This is a genomic window from Streptomyces sp. NBC_01474 (assembly GCF_035918215.1).
Lineage (GTDB): Bacteria > Actinomycetota > Actinomycetes > Streptomycetales > Streptomycetaceae > Streptomyces > Streptomyces aureus.
Window position 1 is genome coordinate 8728416 of record NZ_CP109449.1, and the last position, 19213, is coordinate 8747628.

At 69.5% G+C, this 19213-nt stretch carries 20 protein-coding genes; 14 read left to right on the plus strand and 6 right to left on the minus strand.

Annotated features, from left to right (window positions below; all coding sequences use genetic code 11):
- Positions 1-22: 22 nt before the first annotated feature.
- The 4 genes from OG758_RS39870 (at position 23) to OG758_RS39885 (ending at position 3267) form a co-directional block, all read left to right on the plus strand.
- Complete coding sequence (locus OG758_RS39870) at positions 23-781, plus strand: SDR family NAD(P)-dependent oxidoreductase (protein ID WP_326716187.1); 759 nt, start codon at positions 23-25, stop codon at positions 779-781.
- Positions 778-1848: a threonine aldolase family protein gene (locus OG758_RS39875; protein ID WP_326716188.1), complete on the plus strand. Its 1071-nt coding sequence runs from the start codon at positions 778-780 to the stop codon at positions 1846-1848. The genes OG758_RS39870 and OG758_RS39875 overlap by 4 nt, the downstream gene beginning before the upstream one ends.
- A 104-nt stretch (positions 1849-1952) precedes the next feature.
- Positions 1953-2546 (plus strand): transglutaminase-like domain-containing protein, encoded by a 594-nt coding sequence (locus tag OG758_RS39880; RefSeq protein ID WP_326714323.1) that lies wholly within the window; start codon positions 1953-1955, stop codon positions 2544-2546.
- Between the two features lie 34 nt (positions 2547-2580).
- Positions 2581-3267 (plus strand): B3/B4 domain-containing protein, encoded by a 687-nt coding sequence (locus tag OG758_RS39885; RefSeq protein WP_326714324.1) that lies wholly within the window; start codon positions 2581-2583, stop codon positions 3265-3267.
- 40 nt (positions 3268-3307) lie between these two features.
- On the opposite strand, the gene OG758_RS39890 is transcribed toward OG758_RS39885, so the two are convergent.
- The gene (locus OG758_RS39890; RefSeq protein WP_266567444.1) at positions 3308-4036 is read right to left on the minus strand and encodes a lysophospholipid acyltransferase family protein; all 729 of its coding nucleotides are present in this window, start codon (positions 4034-4036) and stop codon (positions 3308-3310) included.
- A gap of 175 nt (positions 4037-4211) precedes the next feature.
- Complete coding sequence (locus OG758_RS39895; RefSeq protein ID WP_326714325.1) at positions 4212-4628, minus strand: DUF4395 domain-containing protein; 417 nt, start codon at positions 4626-4628, stop codon at positions 4212-4214.
- A gap of 76 nt (positions 4629-4704) precedes the next feature.
- On the opposite strand from OG758_RS39895, the gene OG758_RS39900 reads away from it, so the two are divergent.
- The 5 genes from OG758_RS39900 (at position 4705) to OG758_RS39920 (ending at position 9275) form a co-directional block, all read left to right on the plus strand.
- Positions 4705-5112, plus strand: a complete 408-nt coding sequence (locus OG758_RS39900) for a TlpA family protein disulfide reductase (RefSeq protein ID WP_326714326.1) — start codon at positions 4705-4707, stop codon at positions 5110-5112.
- 210 nt (positions 5113-5322) lie between these two features.
- On the plus strand, positions 5323-5829 hold the full coding sequence (locus OG758_RS39905; protein WP_326714327.1) for a flavin reductase family protein: 507 nt from the start codon (positions 5323-5325) through the stop codon (positions 5827-5829).
- A gap of 170 nt (positions 5830-5999) precedes the next feature.
- Positions 6000-6785, plus strand: a complete 786-nt coding sequence (locus OG758_RS39910; RefSeq protein WP_326714271.1) for an electron transfer flavoprotein subunit beta/FixA family protein — start codon at positions 6000-6002, stop codon at positions 6783-6785.
- Positions 6786-6846: 61 nt separating this feature from the next.
- Entirely contained in the window at positions 6847-7809 is a 963-nt protein-coding gene (locus tag OG758_RS39915) for an electron transfer flavoprotein subunit alpha/FixB family protein (RefSeq protein ID WP_326714270.1), read from the plus strand.
- 173 nt (positions 7810-7982) lie between these two features.
- Positions 7983-9275 carry a DUF6986 family protein gene (locus OG758_RS39920; RefSeq protein WP_116500357.1) on the plus strand — a complete coding sequence of 431 codons (1293 nt, stop codon included), beginning with the start codon at positions 7983-7985 and terminating at the stop codon, positions 9273-9275.
- Positions 9276-9597: 322 nt separating this feature from the next.
- On the opposite strand, the gene OG758_RS39925 is transcribed toward OG758_RS39920, so the two are convergent.
- Complete coding sequence (locus OG758_RS39925) at positions 9598-10635, minus strand: LacI family DNA-binding transcriptional regulator (protein WP_326714328.1); 1038 nt, start codon at positions 10633-10635, stop codon at positions 9598-9600.
- 161 nt (positions 10636-10796) lie between these two features.
- Here OG758_RS39925 and OG758_RS39930 point away from each other — a divergent pair, with 161 nt between their 5' ends.
- A complete protein-coding gene (locus OG758_RS39930) occupies positions 10797-11744 on the plus strand; it encodes an ROK family protein (RefSeq protein ID WP_326714329.1) in 948 nt (315 codons plus the stop codon).
- Between the two features lie 123 nt (positions 11745-11867).
- On the opposite strand, the gene OG758_RS39935 is transcribed toward OG758_RS39930, so the two are convergent.
- Entirely contained in the window at positions 11868-13934 is a 2067-nt protein-coding gene (locus OG758_RS39935; protein ID WP_326714330.1) for an NPCBM/NEW2 domain-containing protein, read from the minus strand.
- Positions 13935-14201: 267 nt separating this feature from the next.
- Between OG758_RS39935 and OG758_RS39940 the strand changes: the two genes are divergently transcribed.
- Genes OG758_RS39940 through OG758_RS39950 form a run of 3 tightly spaced genes read left to right on the plus strand, consistent with a single transcriptional unit; the run spans position 14202 to position 17334 of the window.
- Complete coding sequence (locus OG758_RS39940; protein ID WP_326714331.1) at positions 14202-15470, plus strand: ABC transporter substrate-binding protein; 1269 nt, start codon at positions 14202-14204, stop codon at positions 15468-15470.
- 11 nt (positions 15471-15481) lie between these two features.
- The gene (locus tag OG758_RS39945; RefSeq protein WP_376224992.1) at positions 15482-16405 is read left to right on the plus strand and encodes a carbohydrate ABC transporter permease; all 924 of its coding nucleotides are present in this window, start codon (positions 15482-15484) and stop codon (positions 16403-16405) included.
- Positions 16402-17334 carry a carbohydrate ABC transporter permease gene (locus OG758_RS39950; protein WP_326714332.1) on the plus strand — a complete coding sequence of 311 codons (933 nt, stop codon included), beginning with the start codon at positions 16402-16404 and terminating at the stop codon, positions 17332-17334. The genes OG758_RS39945 and OG758_RS39950 overlap by 4 nt, the downstream gene beginning before the upstream one ends.
- Before the next feature lie 15 nt (positions 17335-17349).
- On the opposite strand, the gene OG758_RS39955 is transcribed toward OG758_RS39950, so the two are convergent.
- On the minus strand, positions 17350-17727 hold the full coding sequence (locus OG758_RS39955) for an anti-sigma factor antagonist (RefSeq protein ID WP_326714333.1): 378 nt from the start codon (positions 17725-17727) through the stop codon (positions 17350-17352).
- A 61-nt stretch (positions 17728-17788) separates the two neighbouring features.
- A complete protein-coding gene (locus OG758_RS39960; RefSeq protein WP_326714334.1) occupies positions 17789-18019 on the minus strand; it encodes a hypothetical protein in 231 nt (76 codons plus the stop codon).
- Positions 18020-18167: 148 nt separating this feature from the next.
- Between OG758_RS39960 and OG758_RS39965 the strand changes: the two genes are divergently transcribed.
- Positions 18168-19208 (plus strand): NUDIX hydrolase, encoded by a 1041-nt coding sequence (locus tag OG758_RS39965; protein WP_326714335.1) that lies wholly within the window; start codon positions 18168-18170, stop codon positions 19206-19208.
- Positions 19209-19213 lie beyond the last annotated feature (5 nt).

Sequence of the window (19213 nt, forward strand, 5' to 3'; positions counted from 1 at the left end):
TCGCGACGAGGAGGCGACGGTCATGGCCGAAGGCAACGGGAACGGCACGCTGGACGGAGCGGTCATCGCGGTCGCGGGCGCGGGGGGACCCGCGGGCCGCGCGACCCTGCTGCGCCTCGCCGAGGCGGGCGCGACGGTCGTCGGAGCGGACGCGGACGCCGCACGCCTGGCGGAGGCCGTGGACGCGGCGCGCTATGCGCACGGCGGCGCCACCGTCATCGGGGACACGGTCGACCTGCTCGACCTGCAGGCGACCCGCGACTGGGCCGACCACGTGGAGAAGGACTTCGGGCGCGTCGACGGCGTGGTCCACCTCGTCGGCGGCTGGCGCGGCAGTGCCTCCTTCGCCGAGACCGACCTCGCCGACTGGGAGCTGCTCGAGAAGCTCCTGATCCGTACGGTCCAGCACACCTCCCTCGCGTTCCACGACGCGCTGACGCGCAGCGACCGCGGACGCTTCCTGCTGATCAGCGCCGCGGGCGCCAGCAAACCGACCGCGGGCAACGCGGCGTACGCGGCCTCGAAGGCCGCCGCCGAGGCCTGGACGCTCGCCCTCGGCGACGCCTTCCGCAAGGCGGGGGGCGACGAGGGTCCGCGGCAGGCGGCTGCGATCCTGGTGGTGAAGGCGCTGGTGCACGACGCGATGCGCGCCGAGCGACCCAACGCGAAGTTCGCGGGCTTCACGGACGTCACGGACCTGGCCGATGCCATCGCCGGCGTCTGGGAGCGGCCCGCCAAGGAATTGAACGGGACCCGTCTGTGGCTGACCGAGAAGCCGTGAATCCGCCCAAGACCGACGCCCGCAGGCATCACGACCCGGACGTCCGCGGCTTCGCGAGCGACAACTACGCGGGCGCGCACCCGGAGATCCTCGCGGCCCTCGCCCTCGCCAACGGCGGTCACCAGATCGCGTACGGCGAGGACGACTACACGGCGAACCTCCAGCAGATCATTCGCGCCCACTTCGGCCCCACGGCCGAGGCTTTCCCGGTCTTCAACGGCACCGGTGCCAACGTCGTCGCGCTCCAGGCGGTCACCGACCGCTGGGGCGCGGTGATCTGCGCCGAGTCCGCGCACATCAACGTGGACGAGGGCGGGGCGCCGGAGCGAATGGGCGGCCTCAAGCTGCTCACCGTGCCGACCCCGGACGGCAAGCTCACGCCCGAGCTCATCGACCGGCAGGCCTTCGGCTGGGACGACGAGCACCGCGCGATGCCGCAGGTCGTCTCGATCACGCAGAACACCGAACTGGGCACGCTCTACACGCCCGACGAGATCCGCGCGATCTGCGACCACGCCCACGAGCGCGGCATGAAGGTGCACCTCGACGGCTCCCGCATAGCCAATGCGGCCGCTTCCCTCGACGTGCCGATGCGCACGTTCACGAACGCGGTCGGCGTCGACATCCTGTCGCTGGGCGGCACGAAGAACGGCGCCCTGTTCGGCGAGGCCGTCGTCGTCCTCAACCAGGACGCCGTCAGCCACATGAAGCATCTGCGCAAGCTGTCGATGCAGCTCGCCTCCAAGATGCGCTTCGTGTCGGTGCAGCTGGAGGCCCTGCTCGCCAAGGACCTGTGGCTGCGCAACGCGCGGCACGCCAACGAGATGGCCCAGCGCCTCGCCGAGGGGGTCCGCGCCGTGCACGGCGTCGAGATCCTCTACCCCGTGCAGGCCAACGCCGTCTTCGCGCGGCTGCCGCACGACGTCAGTGAGCGCCTCCAGAAGCGCTACCGGTTCTACTTCTGGAACGAGGCGGCCGGCGACGTCCGCTGGATGTGCGCCTTCGACACCCGCGAGGAGGACGTCGACGGTTTCGTCGCCGCCCTCAAGGAGGAAATGGCCCGCTAGGCGCCCCTCCGGACTCACCTGAGTCACCCGCAGTGCTGCATGGATATGCGATCGACCGTAAAGTCATTGACGCGCGGTCGGTCGCATTTCTATGCTCCCGATCCATGCGGCTGATCCAGAAGAACCCTGACCTGTCTGCTTACTTGGCGGCCGACGAGGTCATCGACCATCACCACCCACTGGTACGGAAGACTGCCGAGCGCCTCGCTGCGCAGGCCTCCGACTCATATTCATACGCGCGGGTCGCCTACGAGTTCGTGCGTGACACCATTCCGCACTCCGCCGACAGTGGGGACCTCTGCGTCACCTGGCGCGCCTCGGACGTCCTGGAGCAGGGCACGGGCATCTGTCACGCCAAGTCCCACGCGCTGGCCGCACTCCTGCGTGCAGAGGACATCCCCGCCGCGCTCTGCTATCAGCGGCTGACGCACGACGCCGGAAGTGGGCACGTGCTGCACGGCCTGGTCGCCGTGCGCTTCCACGGGGCCTGGCACCGGCAGGACTGCCGCGGGAACAAGCCCGGGGTCGACGCCCAGTTCTCCCTCGACGGCGAGCGGCTGGCCTTCGTCGTGGACGCGGAGTCCAGTGAAGTGGACTATCCGGTACTTTTTGATGTACCGGATCCGGCCGTTCTGCGCGCCCTGCGAAACGCCCCCGACCGGCCGCACCTGTGGGAACACCTCCCCGACGCACTCTGAAACAGCAAGCGCACCCCGAACAGCAAGGCGGACGATGACCCTCCATCTCACCGTGTCCGACGAGGTACGGACCCTCGCACCCGAGTTCCGGCACGTCGCCGTCGAGGCGTACGGGCTGGTCAACAGCCCGAGCGGGGAAGGAACTTCGGCCCTTCTCGACGCCGCCGCGCGCCGCCTCGCCGCACGCCTCGACGGACGCGCCCCGCACGAGGATCCGCACATGGTGGCCTGGCGCACCGCCTACACCGCCTTCGGCGCCAAGCCCTCCCGCACCCGCAACTCCGCGGAGGCACTGGCCAAGAGGGCCCTCGCGGACGGCGGACTGCCGCGGATCAACACCCTCGTCGACGTCTACAACGCGATCAGCGTGGCCCATCTGATCCCGGTCGGCGGCGAGGACCTGGACCACATCGAGGGAGGGATGCGCCTCGTCAGGGCCACCGGCGAAGAGGGCTTCGCCACCGTGGCCGGGGGAGCGGACGTCGTGGAACACCCCGACGCGGGCGAGGTCGTCTGGTGCGACGACGACGGCGTGACCTGCCGCCGCTGGAACTGGCGCCAGGGCACGCGCACGCGCCTCACCGAGGAATCGGTCAACGCGCTCTTCCTGCTGGAGGCGATGGGGCCGCACTGCGACGTGGCGGCGGCCGGCACCGAACTCGCCGAACTCCTGGAGAAGTTCAGCCCCGGCGCGCGGATCACCGTCCACGCGCCGGAGTAGACGCACCGCGGTGGGCCCGCGACACGTCTGCAGTACCGATTCAGCTCGCCTCGGCGGCCTTCACCTCTGCCGCGGTGGGCGCGGTGCCGCCGAGGTGCGCGGGCATCCACCAGGTGTCGTCCGGACCCTTGGGGCGTACGGGGTACGCGCGCTGCGCCGCTTCGAGGAGCTCCTGCACGCGCTCGCGCAGCCGCCGCGTGATCGCACCGGCGAACTGGTCGCGCGGGGCCTCCATCGGCTCGCCCACCCGGATCGTGATCGGGATGTGCTGACGCCTGAAGTTCTTCGGGTGGCCCTTCGTCCACACGCGCTGGGTACCCCACAGCGCCATGGGGATCAGCGGCACACCGGCCTCCTGAGCCAGGCGCGCGGCGCCCGACTTGAAGCTCTTCAGCGTGAACGACTGCGAGATCGTCGCCTCGGGGAACACCCCGATGACCTCACCGGAGCGCAGCGAGTCGAGGGCGTGCGCATACGCGTCCTCGCCCTGCTTCCGGTCCACGGGGATGTGCTTCATGCTGCGCATCAGCGGACCGGAGATCTTGTGCCGGAAGACCGACTCCTTCGCCATGAAGCGCACCAGGCGCTTCTGCGGCAGCGCTGCGAGACCGTCGAAGATGAAGTCCAGGTAGCTGATGTGGTTGCTGACCAGGACCGCGCCGCCGGAGCGCGGAATGTTCTCCGCACCCTTGACGTCGATCTTCAGATCGAGCGCCTTGAACATCGTGCGGGCCGCGCCGATGACCGGACGGTAGACGAGCTCTGCCATGGAGGGGGAGGACCCTTCATCTCTGCCTGGGGAGGGGGCTCCCGGCGGGAAGTTACGCAGCCGTAGGTTTTGTGGCTTGCGCAGATCGTGCCCCATCAACGGCTGAGTAGCCAGTCCTGGTTCCGGCAGGGCGCGAGATCCTCGTCACTCCCACGCGGTCTCCGCAACCCGTTGATCAGCCAAATCGTGCCGCGCCACGCCGCAGGAGCAGGTACATCTCGCACCCCAGGCAGTAGCCGAACACCGAATTGAGGAACGCCGCCGCCAGTGCGCAGGCCGTCGCCCCGAGCCCCAGCCAGCCCGGCCCCCACACCAGACCCACCAGACCCACCAACGCGAAGACGAGCCCGACGAACTGCGCGAACCGCGGCGGCTGCGGAGCCTCGAACTCCGTGGGAGGCCCGAGCCGAGGCCGCACCGCCGTACGGAACAGCCACGCATACGGAGAACGCCCCACCCCGCCCGCCGCGCCGAGCGCGAAACACAGCGTCTGCCACGCCAGGAGCCAGGCGCTGCCCGTGACGAGCACCAGGGCCAGTACGAACGTTGTGACCGCGGCGCCGAACCGCGGCCCTCTCACATCGATGTCCATGAACCCAGCATTCCGCAACAGTGCGCCGAGCGGACCCGGGGAATCTTTGCGGTCTCGTGAATGCTGCACTGGAACGATGACCGGACTTGTGGTGTGTGTGGCAGTGCTCGCCGCGGCGAGCGTCTTCGGGCTGATGCAGCGGCGGCGGAGCGGGAGGATGAAGGTGCGGCAGGGCGAAGCGGCTCTCGGAGCGGCGAAGTTGGGCGAGGCACTGGGGGAGCGGGCCACCCTCGTACAGTTCTCCAGCGCCTTCTGCGCCCCGTGCCGGGCCACCCGGCGCGTGCTCGGCGAAGTGGCCGAAATGGTTCCCGGCGTGGCCCACGTGGAGATCGACGCCGAGGACCGGCTCGACCTCGTACGGGAACTCGGCGTCCTCAAGACGCCCACCGTGCTCGTCCTCGACGCGGCCGGACGCATTGTGCGCCGCGCCTCCGGCCAGCCGCGGAAGGCGGACGTCATCGCCGCGCTCGGGGAGGCGGTCTGACGGGTGGTGACTTCGTGGTGACGTTACTCCCAGATGGCGGGACACACTTGACTGCACGCACCACCTATCGTCAGCCTGACTGTATGTCGACGGAACTCCTTCTCTTCGAGCGTGTCCATGTGGACCTCGCCCGCTGCGCGAGCGCGCGCTGTCCCGGCTCCTGAGCAGTCACGGATCCCGCTCGCACCCCTCCGGCAGAAGGACAACTCCATGACGGTCACGCCCGATCTCCGCACCGCCATCACCGCATCGCCCGACCTGTTGCGCTCGGTCTTCCGGCAGCACGCGGCCGGAGTCGCCGTGATCACCGCCCGGGGCGCCGCCCCCGTGGGCTTCACCGCCACCTCCCTGACGTCGGTGTCGGCGGAACCTCCCGTCATCTCGTTCGGCATCGGCCTGGGCGCCTCCAGCTGGCCCGTCGTCTCCGAGGCCGAGCACGTCGGCGTGCACATACTCGGCGAGCATCAGCAGGACCTGGCCGCCACGTTCGCGAAGAGCGGCGCCGACCGCTTCGGGGAGCCCACGCGCTGGCGCGAGGGTCCGGAGGGCGTGCCCGTACTCGACGGCGTCCTGGCCTGGTTGGTGTGCCGGGTGATCGCGCGCGTGCCCGCCGGAGACCACCGCATCGTGCTCGCCGAGGCCGTCGTCGGGGACCCCGCGGGGACCGGTCGGCCGCTCGTCTACCACCAGGGCCGCTTCAACGGTCTGCGCGACTAGGATCACAGTTCAAAGCGCTTGCTTAGCGGGCAAATCCTGGGTGTACTGACGAGTAATATTTCGTTCGGGGCGCGGGCCGCCCCGACCGGGAGAGTCCGCTTCGGACGCCTATGCTGCCTGCAGAGGGAGCAAGGCCGCCCAGTAAAGACGATTGCAGTAGGAGAGCCGGCGTGAGCTTGAGGATCGTTGTCACCGTGAAGTATGTGCCGGATGCGACGGGGGACCGGCATTTCGCTGATGATCTGACGGTGGACCGTGATGATGTGGACGGGCTGCTGTCGGAGCTGGATGAGTACGCGGTCGAGCAGGCGTTGCAGATCGCGGACGGGGTGGACGATGCGGAGGTCACCGTGTTGACGGTGGGTCCGGAGGACGCGAAGGACGCGTTGCGTAAGGCGTTGTCGATGGGCGCGGACAAGGCGGTCCATGTCGAGGACGACGATCTGCACGGTACGGACATCGTGGGCACGTCGCTGGTTTTGGCGAAGGCGATCGAGAAGGCCGGCTTCGATCTGGTGGTCTCGGGTATGGCGTCGACGGACGGCACGGCGGGTGTGGTTCCGGCGCTGCTGGCGGAGCGGCTGGGTGTGCCGCAGGTGACGCTGCTCTCGGAGGTGTCCGTCGAGGGTGGTGTGGTGACGGGTCGTCGTGACGGTGACACGGCTTCCGAGCAGGTTCAGGCTTCGCTGCCGGCGGTGGTGTCGGTGACCGACCAGTCGGGTGAGGCGCGCTACCCGTCGTTCAAGGGGATCATGGCGGCGAAGAAGAAGCCGGTCGAGTCCTGGGATCTGTCGGATCTGGGCCTGGAGGCCGACGAGGTGGGTCTGGCGGGTGCGTGGACGGTCGTGGACGCGGCGGCTCAGCGTCCGGCGCGCAGCGCGGGCACGATCGTCAAGGACGAGGGCGAGGGCGGCAAGCAGCTCGCCGAGTTCCTCGCGGGCCAGAAGTTCATCTAGCCCGCCTGTCCGTATCGCCCCCCTTGTCCTCATCTTTCGCACGCAGGAGAGAAGAAGTCCCATGGCTGAAGTTCTGGTCTACGTCGATCACGTGGACGGTGCCGTCCGCAAGCCCACTCTTGAGTTGCTGACGCTGGCCCGCCGGATCGGTGAGCCCGTCGCCCTGGCGGTGGGTGCGGGTGCCGCCGGCACCGCCGCCACGCTGGCCGAGCACGGTGCGGTCAAGGTCCTCACGCACGAGGCGTCCGAGTACGCCGACTACCTGGTCGTGCCGAAGGTGGACGCGCTGCAGGCCGCCTACGACGCGGTGTCGCCGGCCGCGGTGCTGGTGCCGTCCTCGGCGGAGGGCAAGGAGATCGCCGCGCGTGTGGCGGTGCGCATCGGGTCGGGTGTCATCACCGACGCCACCGACCTCGAGGCCGGTGAGCAGGGTCCCATCGCGACGCAGTCGGCGTTCGCCGCCTCGTTCACGACCAAGTCCCGTGTTTCCAGGGGCACTCCGGTCATCACCGTCAAGCCCAACAGTGCCCCGGTCGAGTCCGCCCCGGCGGCCGGCACCGTCGAGGCCCTGACGGTGGCGTTCTCCGGGCAGGCCACCGGGACCAAGGTCACCGCGCGCACGCCGCGTGAATCGACCGGGCGTCCGGACCTGACCGAGGCCGCGATCGTGGTCTCCGGCGGCCGCGGCGTGAACGGCGCCGAGAACTTCACGGTCATCGAGGCCCTCGCCGACTCCCTCGGCGCGGCGGTCGGCGCCTCGCGCGCCGCGGTCGACGCGGGCTGGTACCCGCACTCCAACCAGGTCGGCCAGACCGGCAAGAGTGTCTCCCCGCAGCTGTATATCGCCAACGGTATCTCCGGCGCGATCCAGCACCGGGCCGGCATGCAGACCTCGAAGACCATCGTCGCGGTCAACAAGGACGCCGAGGCCCCGATCTTCGACCTCGTCGACTACGGCGTCGTCGGCGACCTCTTCGACGTCGTCCCCCAGCTCACCGAGGAAATCAACACCCGCAAGGGCTGAGCTTCTCCGGGCCGGTAACGGCAACGGGGCCGCGTGGTGATCTTCACCGTGCGGCCCCGTTCGCGTTCGGGGGACCATTGACGCAGGTGGCGAGCGCAGATAACTTCGCTATACGGATTGTTGATTCCGTGAAGCGGAAACTCTGGAACGTCGAGAGTGTGGAGGGTGCAGGAATGGGTCAGCAAGAGAAGGTGGCAACGAGCCTCGCCGGAGCGGTCAGCGAGGGCATCAGCGCTTCCCTCGCCCCGGTGGACGCGGAGCTGGAGCGCCGCTACCCGGGAGACCCAGGCACCCGGCAGCCCGTCCACACCGTGTACATCCCGGGCGAGCAGTTCGACGCCGACAGCATCCGTACGTGGGGCGACAAGGCCCTGGCGATGCTCGACGAACACGCCCCGGACGCCGCCTCCTTCGCCGCCGTCCTCGGCCTGGGCGACGACCTCGCCGAGGCCGTCCACTCGCGCGTACGCGCCAAGCTGGAGCGCGAGCCGGTCGAGGACCTGCGCATCGACTTCGAGGACGGCTACAAGGGCGCCGACGAGGACCAGGACGCCGCCCGTGCCGCCCGTCTCGTCGCCGAGGCGTACAAGAACGGCACCGCCGCCCCGTACATGGGCATCCGCATGAAGTGCATGGAGGAGCCGGTACGCGACCGGGGCATCCGCACCCTCGACATCTTCCTGACCGGCCTCATGGAGGCGGGCGGCCTCCCCGACGGGCTCGTCCTCACGCTCCCCAAGGTGACGTACCCGGAGCAGGTCACCGCCATGGTCCGGCTCCTGGAGGCGTTCGAGAAGGCTCACGGCCTCGAGGCGGGGCGCCTCGGCTTCGAGATCCAGATCGAGACCAGCCAGTCCATCCTCGCCGCCGACGGCACCGCCGCCGTCGCCCGCATGATCGACGCCGCCGAAGGCCGCGCGACCGGACTGCACTACGGCACCTTCGACTACAGCGCCTGCCTCGGCGTCAGCGCCGCCTATCAGGCCAGCGACCACCCGGCCGCCGACTACGCGAAGGCCGTCATGCAGGTGGCCGCCGCCGGCACCGGAGTCCGCGTCTCGGACGGTTCCACCAACGTCCTGCCCGTCGGCACGACCGCGAAGGTCCACGACGCCTGGCGCCTGCACTACGGCCTCACCCGCCGCGCCCTGGCCCGCGCCTACTACCAGGGCTGGGACATGCACCCGGGCCACATCCCGACCCGCTACGCCGCGGTCTTCGCCTTCTACCGCGAGGGCTTCGAGTCGGCCGCCGCGCGCCTGGCCGCCTACGCCGGTCACCACGAGGGCGGCGACGTGGCGGACGAGCCCGCCACCGCCAAGGCGCTCGCCGGGTATCTGCTGCGCGGCCTGGACTGCGGCGCCCTCGACACGGGCGAGGTCACCCGGATCACCGGCCTCACCCTGGCCCGCCTCCAGGGCTTCGCGGGCCCGCGACGCGGCGACCTGACCGCGCAGGAGCGCTGACCGTCCCGGTCCTGTCACGCACATCCGGTCCTGTCACTGCTGCCCCGTAACCTGCCCGCCACTGAAAAGGCGTCACGGGGACGGGGCAGCGCTGTCTTCGGGGGACTCGTCGAGCGAGTACGGGAGAATGCCCGGCAGAACCTGGGCCGCCGTGAGACGTACGGGAAGTGGACGAACGTCTGGTGGGCGAAGACGGACGACGACAGCGGCAACACGAACGTCTTCGTCAGCGACGTCTGCCTCAAGGGCGGCGACAACAACGCGCCGCTCCCCGGGCTCCCCGTCTGCTGACCGTCCGCCGAGCCGTCCCATGGGCCAACTGTCAGTCGGCCGGGGGGAGTTCGCCCGAGCCGCGGGTGATCAGCCGCGTCGGCAGCTCGATCCGCTCCGGCACCCGCGACACCCCGTCGAGCTGCCGGAACAGCCGCTCGGCGGCCGTGCGGCCCAGCTGCGCGGCGTCCTGCGCGACGACCGTCACGCCGGGGCGCAGCAGATCGCCCAGCTCGATGTCGTCGAAGCCGACCAGCGCCACAGGGCGGTCCACCTCGGACAGGACCCGTACGACGGTCACCGTCACACGGTTGTTGCCCGCGAAGATCGCCGTGACCGGATCGGAGCCCGTGAGCATCTCCTCCGCGGCGCGCCGCACCCGCTCCGGATCGGTCACGCCGAGCGACATCCAGGCGTCCTCGACGGCAATCCCGGCGTCCTCCATCGCGGTCCGGTAGCCGCGCAGACGCTCGGCGGCGGTGTGGATGCGCGGCTGGTCACCGATGAAGCCGATACGGCGGTGGCCGTGCGCGATCAGATGCGCGACGCCGTCACGCGCGCCCCCGAAGCTGTCGGACAGGACCACGTCCGCGTCGATCTTCCCGGCGGGACGGTCGACGAACACGGTCGCGACACCGGCGGCGATCTCGGGCTCCAGGTAACGGTGGTCGTCACCGGCCGGAATGACCACGAGCCCGTCCACCCGGCGGGCGCAGAGCGCGAGGACGAGCTCCTGCTCGCGCTCCGGGTCCTCGGCGCTCGACCCGTTGATGAGCAGCGCGCCGTGGGCGCGGGCGACTTCCTCGACGGCGCGGCTCAGCGGCCCGTAGAACGGGTCGGCCAGATCCTCGAGCACCAGGCCGATGCTCGCGGTCCTGCCCTTGCGCAGGACGCGCGCGCTGTCGTTGCGGCGGAAGCCCAGGGCCTCGATGGCCTCCTGGACGCGGCGTTCGGTGTCGGGGGTGACCCCCGGTTCGCCGTTCACGACGCGGGACACCGTCTTGAGGCCCACTCCGGCGCGCGCCGCGACGTCCTTCATGGTCGGGCGGTTGCCGTAACGGCTGTCGGGGCGGCGGGCGGTGCGGTCCACGGTGGGCTGTCCTGTCCTGTCGTCGCTGCGGTTCCAGGGGGTTCATGATGCTGTATGGGGATGTGGCGTCGAGCATAGGCCCTGGACAACGTTGTCAGATGCGGGAGAGACTATCCATCACATTCTCCCGACCTGCCATTTCACCAGGGGACCTCACACTGATGCAGACCGACCTCGTCGCCGCGCTCGACATCGGCGGCACCAAGATCGCCGGGGCCCTGGTGGACGACCACGGCCGCATCCTTCTGCGCGCGCAGCGGCCGACTCCGGCCAAGGAGGACGGGGACACGGTGATGCGGGCCGTCGAGGACGTGCTGCGCGAGCTGACCGCCGCGCCACTGTGGGTGAGGGCGCGGGCCGTGGGCATCGGGAGCGCGGGTCCGGTGGACGCCTCCACGGGCACGGTGAGTCCGGTCAACGTGCCGGGCTGGCGCGACTTCCCGCTCGTGGACCGGGTCAGTGCGGTCACCGGGGGCCTGCCGGTCGAACTGGTCGGGGACGGCGTGGCGATGACGGCGGCCGAGCACTGGCAGGGCGCGGCGCAGGGCCATGACAACGCGCTGTGCATGGTCGTCTCCACCGGCGTCGGCGGCGGCCTGATCCTCGGCGGCAAGCTGCACCCGGGGCCCACGGGCAACGCGGGCCACATCGGCCACATCAGCGTGGATCTGGACGGGGACCCGTGCCCGTGCGGGGCGCGCGGCTGTGTCGAACGGATCGCGAGCGGGCCGAACATCGCGCGCCGTGCGCTGGACGGCGGCTGGCGCCCCGGCGTGGACGGCGACGTGTCGGCCGCGGCGGTGGCCGCGGCCGCGCGCGAGGGCGACCAGGTGGCGATCGCCTCGTTCGAACGTGCCGCCCAGGCGCTCGCGGCGGGCATCGCCGCGACGGCCACGCTCGTGGAGATCGACATCGCGGTGATCGGCGGGGGAGTGGCGAAGGCGGGAGAGGTCCTCTTCGCGCCCCTGCGCCGCGCGCTCCGCGACTACGCGACGCTGTCGTTCGTGCAGCGCCTCACGGTGGCCCCGGCCCGCATGGGCACGGACGCGGGCCTCGTCGGCGCGGCAGCGGCGGCGCTCACACGCGACCGGGACGTGTCGGCGCTCTGAGGCGCGGGTGCTTACGTCTCCACGTCTGCACGCCTTCACGTCGTCTGTGCGTCTTCACGTCGTTCCAGGGCGGGCCGGAGCCGGGACGGCACATGAGGCCCGCCCCGGCTCACGGGTGACGCACTAGCAGGACAGCGTCGCGTCCCCCCAGTCCGCGTGGTCGGAGTCCACGCCGTCGCCCGCGTCGGTCACCACGAGGCGTACGGCCTGTGCCCCGCTCACGTCGGCCGACAGCGGTTCGGCCGCGTCCGCGTTGGTGAGGGTGCCGGTGGATGCCACCTTCTTGCCGTCGGCCCAGATCTCGAACGTCACGGTGCCCTTCGTGCCCTTCTCGTCGTCGACGCCCACACTCGCGCTGACGCGTTCGCACGAGCCACCCGTGTAGTACTCGACGGCACTGTCCGCGTGCACGCCGAGCCCCTTCTGGTAGACGACGCCGCCGATGGTGATCGGATGCCCGTCGCCCGCGTCGCTCTCCCCGTTGCTGGTGTTGCGCTCGACGGGCCCGTACCCGTTCGTCGTGGACAGCCACGGCAGATCGCCGAGTGACGACGCCCCGGCAGGTGGCGCGACCACCACGTGCGCGGTCAGCGGCAGCACGCTCTGGGCGCGCACACCGCCCGGCGAGCGGTACGTGGCCTTGAGGGACAGGTCGTACGCTCCCGTCGCGGTCCCCGCCGGCGCGGTCACGGTCCATGACGTGGTGAGTGCCTTGCCCGTCGGTACGGTTCCTGCGCGGGTCGGCGAGGCCGGCCTGACGCTCCACCCGGAGGGCCCGCTCAGCGCGACGGACACCCGGCGTGCGGGCGTGCGGCCCAGATCGGTGACGGACGTCGTGAGCCGGGCTGCCTTGCCGGCCTCGACGAACGGCGCCCCGCCCAGGCCGAGTTCGACGGCGGGCGGGTTCGCGGCCCACTTGCCGTCGGCAGCCACCCGTACCAGTACGGTCCCGTGCGCGGGCACGGTCGCCGAGATGGCCCCGGCCGTGTTGTAGCTCTTGTGCTGCCACAGATCGCGCAGCGTGTAGGCGCTCGCGTGCGGCAGGCCGACCGCGTCGGCCGACGTGGCGATCCGCTGCGCGTTGCCCGACTCGTTGAAGAGGGCGACGACGCGGCTGCCGTCCTTCATCTCCTTGGCGACGACCCAGCGCCCGCCCTCGGAGGAGAGCACCGTGCCCTGCTTGCCCAGCGGGTCCTGGTCGACCGCGATGACTTCGCGGTTGCTGAGGATGTCGAGGGTCTCGGCGGAGGCCTTGCGCAGATCGGTGCCGATGAGCAGCGGTGAGGCCATGATCGACCACATCGAGAAGTGCGTGCGGTACTCGGTCGCGGTCATGCCGCCGTTCCCGACCTCGAGCATGTCGGGGTCGTTCCAGTGCCCGGGCCCCGCGTACTGCGCCAGCGGCAGGTTCTGCTTCATCAGGGAGAGCATCGAGCCCCAGCTGTCACTGATGTCACCGGTGGTGCGCCACAGCTGGCCGACGTCGGCCGCCCACTCCCACGGTTTGTTGGATCCCCATTCGCAGAGGCTGTAGACGATGGGCCGTCCCGTGGCCTTCAGGGCGTCACGCATCGTGCGGTAGCGCTGCTTCGCGTCGACGCCCTGGTTGTTGCAGTTGTCGTACTTGAGGTAGTCGACGCCCCAGTCGGCGAACTGCTGGGCGTCGCTGTACTCGTGACCGAGGCCGCCGGGGAAGCCGATGTCGCTGCACGTCTTGGTGCCCGCGCTCGTGTAGATGCCGAGTTTGAGGCCCTTGGAGTGGACGTAGTCGGCGACGGCCTTGATGCCGCCCGGGAAGCGCGCGGGGTCCGGCACGAGTTTGCCGTTCGCGTCGCGCTGCGGCAGGGCCCAGCAGTCGTCGAGGTTGACGTACTGATAGCCCGCGGCCTTGAGGCCCTTGTCCACGAAGATGTCGGCGATGCCCTTGACCATCGCCTCGTTGAACTCGGCGCGGCAGTGCGTGGAGTTCCAGTTGTTGAAGCCCATGGGAGGGGTCAGCGCGAGCCCGTCGTCGAGCGTGGGCGAAGCTTCCTGAGCGCTTGCGCCCTGCGAGCCGGACACGCCGGATTTCGGCGGGTCGGCGACCGCGGCCGGTGCCGTGACGCCCGCGGCACACAGCAGCCCGGTGGCCAGCGCTCCGACGACTCTTCGGCGGGTGGTGCGAGAGGTCCGGGTGGGAAGGTGACGCATTGTTACGTTCCTCCGTACTCGCGAAAGGTGGGATGACGTCATGTTCGCGTCAGTGGCGCGCGTTTACGGTAGGCCGTGTTGGACTCTGTTGGAAGAGATGCGGTAACGGTTGCCCGATGTCCCGTCAGAACCCTTGACGATCTCGGGAGTTGGGAGTGGGATCCAACCCTCGCGTTCGGTTGTGTTGGGTTGCGGCCCCAGGAGGGGGACATGGCACAGTCATCGTTCTACGGTTCTGGCGCGCCCGGGAGCGCGACAGGACATCGGATGTCCCGTCGGGGTCTCCTGCGGGGCGCGGCGGTGGGCGCAGGTGCGCTCACCCTTCCGGCACTGCTCACGGCGTGCGGGGACGGCCCGGGTGGCGACAAGAAGACCGTCACCGTGGGGTCCAACTCCTCGGACGCGGTGCCGAAGAAGGCGTTCGCGGCGGCCTTCACGGCGTACGAGAAGAAGTCCGGCAAGAAGGTCGACGTCAACACCACGGATCACAACGAGTTCCAGACGAACATCACGCGCTATCTCCAGGGCACCCCGGACGACGTCTTCATGTGGTTCGCCGGCTACCGCATGCAGTACTTCGCCGAGAAGGGCCTCCTGACGGACGTCGACGACGTCTGGAAGGGCTTCAAGGGCTTCTCGCAGGCGCTCAAGGACCAGTCCACGCACGACGGCAAGCAGTACTTCGTGCCGTACTACTACTACCCGTGGGCCGTTTTCCACCGGAAGAGCCTCTTCGAGAAGCAGGGCTACGAACAGCCCAAGAACTGGGACGACTTCATCGCCCTGGCGAAGCAGATGCACAAGGACGGCACCCCGGTCGCGTTCTGCGACAAGGACGGCTGGCCCGCGATGGGCACCTTCGACTACATCAACATGCGCCTGAACGGATACGACTTCCACAAGGGCCTCATGGCGGGTACGGAAGCCTGGACCGACACCAAGGTCAAGAAGGTGTTCGACCTCTGGCGCGAACTCATGCCGTACTACCAGAAGGGCGCGCTCGGCCGGACCTGGGAAGAGGCCGCTCAAGGCCTGCAGAAGCGCCAGACCGGCATGGCCGTCTTCGGAATGCCGCACCCGGGCCAGCAGTTCCCGGAGAACGAGCGCGCGGACATCGACTTCTTCGCGTTCCCGGAGATCGACCCCCAGTACGGGCAGGACGCGGTGGAGGCTCCCATCGACGGCTTCCTGATCGCGAAGAAGGCCAAGAACGTCGAAGCGGGCAAGGCGCTCCTCAAATACCTCGGCACGCCCGGGGCCGAGGACATCTACCTCGCCGGGGACCCGAACAACGTCGCCGTGAACGACGGCGCCGACACGTCCAAGTACACCCCGCTGCAGAAGAAGTCGGCCGAACTCGTCTCCGGTGCCCAGCAGATATCGCAGTTCATGGACCGCGACACCCGGCCCGACTTCGCGCAGACCGTGATGATCAAGGCACTTCAGGACTTCATCGGAAATCCGAACGACGTCGACGGCCTCGTCAACCGGATCGAGCGGCAGAAGAAGGAAATCTTCTCGTCCGCCGTCAGCTGAGTAGTGGGGGAATGCGTTCCGTGGCGCTGAAGACCGCGCGGCGCGCAGGGCGGCGGAGGTCACGGCGTTTCACCCGCCGTGACCTCGCCGTTCTCGTCGTGCTCCTGGGAATACCCGTACTGCTCGACATCGTCATCATCTGGGGTCCCACGCTCGCCTCCATCGGCCTGTCCTTCACCTCGTGGGACGGCATCGGCGACATTCACTGGGTCGGTGGAGAGAACTACCGGAACCTCGTCGACAACTATCCGCCGTTCTGGCCGGCCGTGCGCCACAACCTCCTGTGGCTCGCCTTTCTCGGCCTGATCGCCACGCCCTTCGGCCTCTTGCTCGCCGTGCTCATCGACCGGGGCGTGCGCTTCAGCCGCTTCTACCAGTCGACGCTCTACATGCCGGTCGTGCTCTCACTGGCCGTCGTCGGATTCATGGCGCAGCTGATCCTCGGCACCGACCAGGGCGTCGTCAACACCCTTCTCGACAACCACGAGAACCCGATCGACTGGCTGGGCGACTCCGACCTCAACATCTGGATGATGATGCTGGCCGCGAGCTGGCGGCACACCGGATACGTGATGATCCTCTATCTCGCCGGCCTCAAATCCGTCGACCCGACACTGAAGGAAGCCGCGGCGATCGACGGCGCGAACGCCCGTCAGACCTTTTTCCGCGTCGTCTTCCCGACACTTCGCCCCGTCAACGTCATCGTCGGCGTCATCACCGTCATCGAGTCGCTGCGCGCCTTCGACATCGTCTACGCCGTGAACAAGGGCCGCAACGGCCTGGAGCTGCTGTCCGTCCTCATCACGGACAACGTCATCGGCGAGGCCAGCCGCATCGGCTTCGGCTCGGCCATCGCGGTCGTCCTCCTCACGGTCTCCCTGGGATTCATCGTGACGTTCCTGGTCCAAGAGCTGCGAGGTGCGCGCGACCGATGACCGCCGACATCCGTACGACGTCCCCCGCCACCCGGGGCCGCTCCCTGGCCGGCGGCGACCGGCGTGGTGAACACCCGCGCCGGCGCGGCCGGTTCGGGGTGCACATCTTCCTCATGGGCGTCTCGCTGGCGTTCCTCGCGCCGCTCCTGCTCGCGGTCTACGCCTCTTTGCGGCCCTACGAGGAGACGGCGCAGCACGGCTACTTCTCGCTGCCCGAACACCTGTCGTTCGACTATTACCGTGAGGCCCTCAGCGACTCGGGGATGGGCGAGTACTTCAAGAACACCCTGATCATCGCGGTCCCGGCCGTTCTGATCACGCTCTTTCTCGCCTCGTTCGTCGCTTTCGCGGTGTCGCGCATCAAGGTGCGCGGCGGAATCGTGCTCCTGATGTTCTTCACCGCGGGAAACCTGCTGCCACCCCAGGTCCTCGTCACCCCGCTGTACGTCCTCTTCCTGAAGATTCCGCTGCCCTGGTGGATGTCGGACTCGCTGACCATGTACGACTCGTACTGGGCCGTGATCATCGTCAACATCGGATTCCAGCTGGGATTCTGCGTCTTCGTCCTGGCGAACTTCATGCGGACGCTTCCCCAGGAGATCCTCGAGGCGGCGATCGTCGACGGCGCGGGGTTGTGGACGCAGTTCTGGCGCATCACGCTGCCACTGTGCCGACCGGCACTCGCGGCGCTCGGCACGCTCGAATTCACCTGGATCTACAACGACTTCCTCTGGGCCCTGATCTTCATCTCGAACCCTGACAAACTCCCGATCACCTCATCCCTCAACAACCTCAGGGGGCAATTCTTCACGGACTACAACCTGCTGGCCGCCGGCTCGGTCCTGGTGGCCCTCCCCACGATCCTGGTGTTCCTGCTCCTGCAGAGGCACTTCATCGCGGGACTCACACTGGGGTCGAGCAAGGGGTAGGCCGGGCCGGTCGCTCTAGTTCTGCCGTACCGCCGCCTCGACGGTCGGGGCCGGGGCGAAGAGTGGCAGCAGGCCCGTCACCTCCAGGAGGCGCAGCGTCAGGGGCCGGTCGCAGACCAGTCTGAGGCGGCCGCCGCGGGACTCGACGCGGCGGCGGGTGCGCAGGAGGAGGGTCAGGCCGGAGCAGTCGAGGAAGGTCGTGCGGGTCAGGTCGATCACCACGGTGGCGGCCGGGCCCGCCGCCACCGTCTCGAGCAGGGCGACGGAGTCCTGGAGCGTCACGATGTCGACCTCGCCGCGCAGTTCGACGACGACGCAGTCACCGGTCTCGTAGACCACGGGGGGCGCCGGGGGTGCGTCCGTGCCGCCGTGGCGATGTTCACCCTGTCGCATGGATCCCCTCGGCCGCGCGGGCACACCTCACAGGGGGAGCGCTCCCGTACACCGTCCGGAATCAGCTCTGGGAGTGGGGCCGGCGGGCGGCCTGGCGCAGGGTCTTCTCCACGTCGTGCCGGTTCAGGCCCTGCTCCTGCGCGTACGTCGTGACCGCGGCCTCGACCTTGGCCGCCGCCTCGATCCAGGCCTCCTGCTGCGCCTGGCGCTCCCCGTCATCGAGGTGCTCCAGGGTGCGGCCCTTGTCGTCGGCGTCGTGTTGCATGCGAATCAACTCTTCGGGAAGGTCCACGGAGCGGATCCTAAGCGGCCCTCACGACTGGTTCGCGGACCTCGGTGACGTGCGCGAGGCGTACGCGAGGCGCGCCCCCATCAGGTGCTGGTTTCCGCCGCACGCTGTTGCGGGCAAGCCTCAGGGGGCCGACAGAGGAGGGGGAACCGTGATCGTCTGGATCAACGGTGCTTTCGGTGCGGGGAAGTCCACCACCGCACGGGAACTGATCGAGCTGATCCCGAACAGCACGCTCTTCGACCCCGACGTGATCGGCGGGGAACTGGCGCAGCTGCTGCCCGCCAAGCAGCTGGCCGAGGTGACCGACATCCAGGACCTGCGCATCTGGCGGAGGCTCGTCGTCGACACGGCGGCCGCGCTGCTCGCCGAGGTGGGCGGCGTTCTCGTCGTCCCGGCGACCCTGCTCAGGCAGGAGTACCGCGACGAGATCTTCGGCGGTCTCGCCGCCCGCAGGATCCCCGTGCGCCATGTGCTCCTCGCCCCGGCGGAAACGATCCTGCGCGAGCGAATGGCCCGCCGCGAGATACCGCCCGAGACACCCGACGGCGAGATACGCGCCCGGCAGTGGTCCTACGACCACATCGAGGCCTACCGCACGGCGCTGGCCACCTGGCTCACCGCCGACGCGCACCCCGTCGACACCAGCGCACTGAATGCGTACGAAGCCGCCGCCCGCATCGCCGAGGCCGTGCGCACCGGCGCCGTCGAGCCCTGCGACATCGTGCAGACACCCGCGCCCACCGGGGAGACCGTCGCCGCGGGCGTACTGCTCTTCGACGAGGACGACCGCGTCCTGCTCGTCGACCCCACGTACAAGGCCGGCTGGGAGTTCCCCGGCGGTGTCGTGGAACCCGGAGAAGCCCCCGCAAGGGCCGGCGTACGGGAGGTCGCCGAGGAGACCGGGATCCAGCTCCCCGAGCTGCCCGGCCTCCTCGTCGTCGACTGGGAGGCGCCCGCACCACCCGCGTACGGCGGCCTGCGGCTGCTCTTCGACGGCGGGCGCCTCGGCGGCGCCGAGGCCCGCCGCATGATCCTTCCGGGCCAGGAGCTGCGCGGCTGGCGGTTCGTCACCGAGCAGGAGGCCGCCGGACTCCTGCCTCCCGTGCGGTACGAGCGCCTGCGCTGGGCGCTGCGGGCTCGGGAGCGCGGCGCCGCCCTCTACCTGGAGGCCGGAGTGCCGGTGGGCTGACGCCG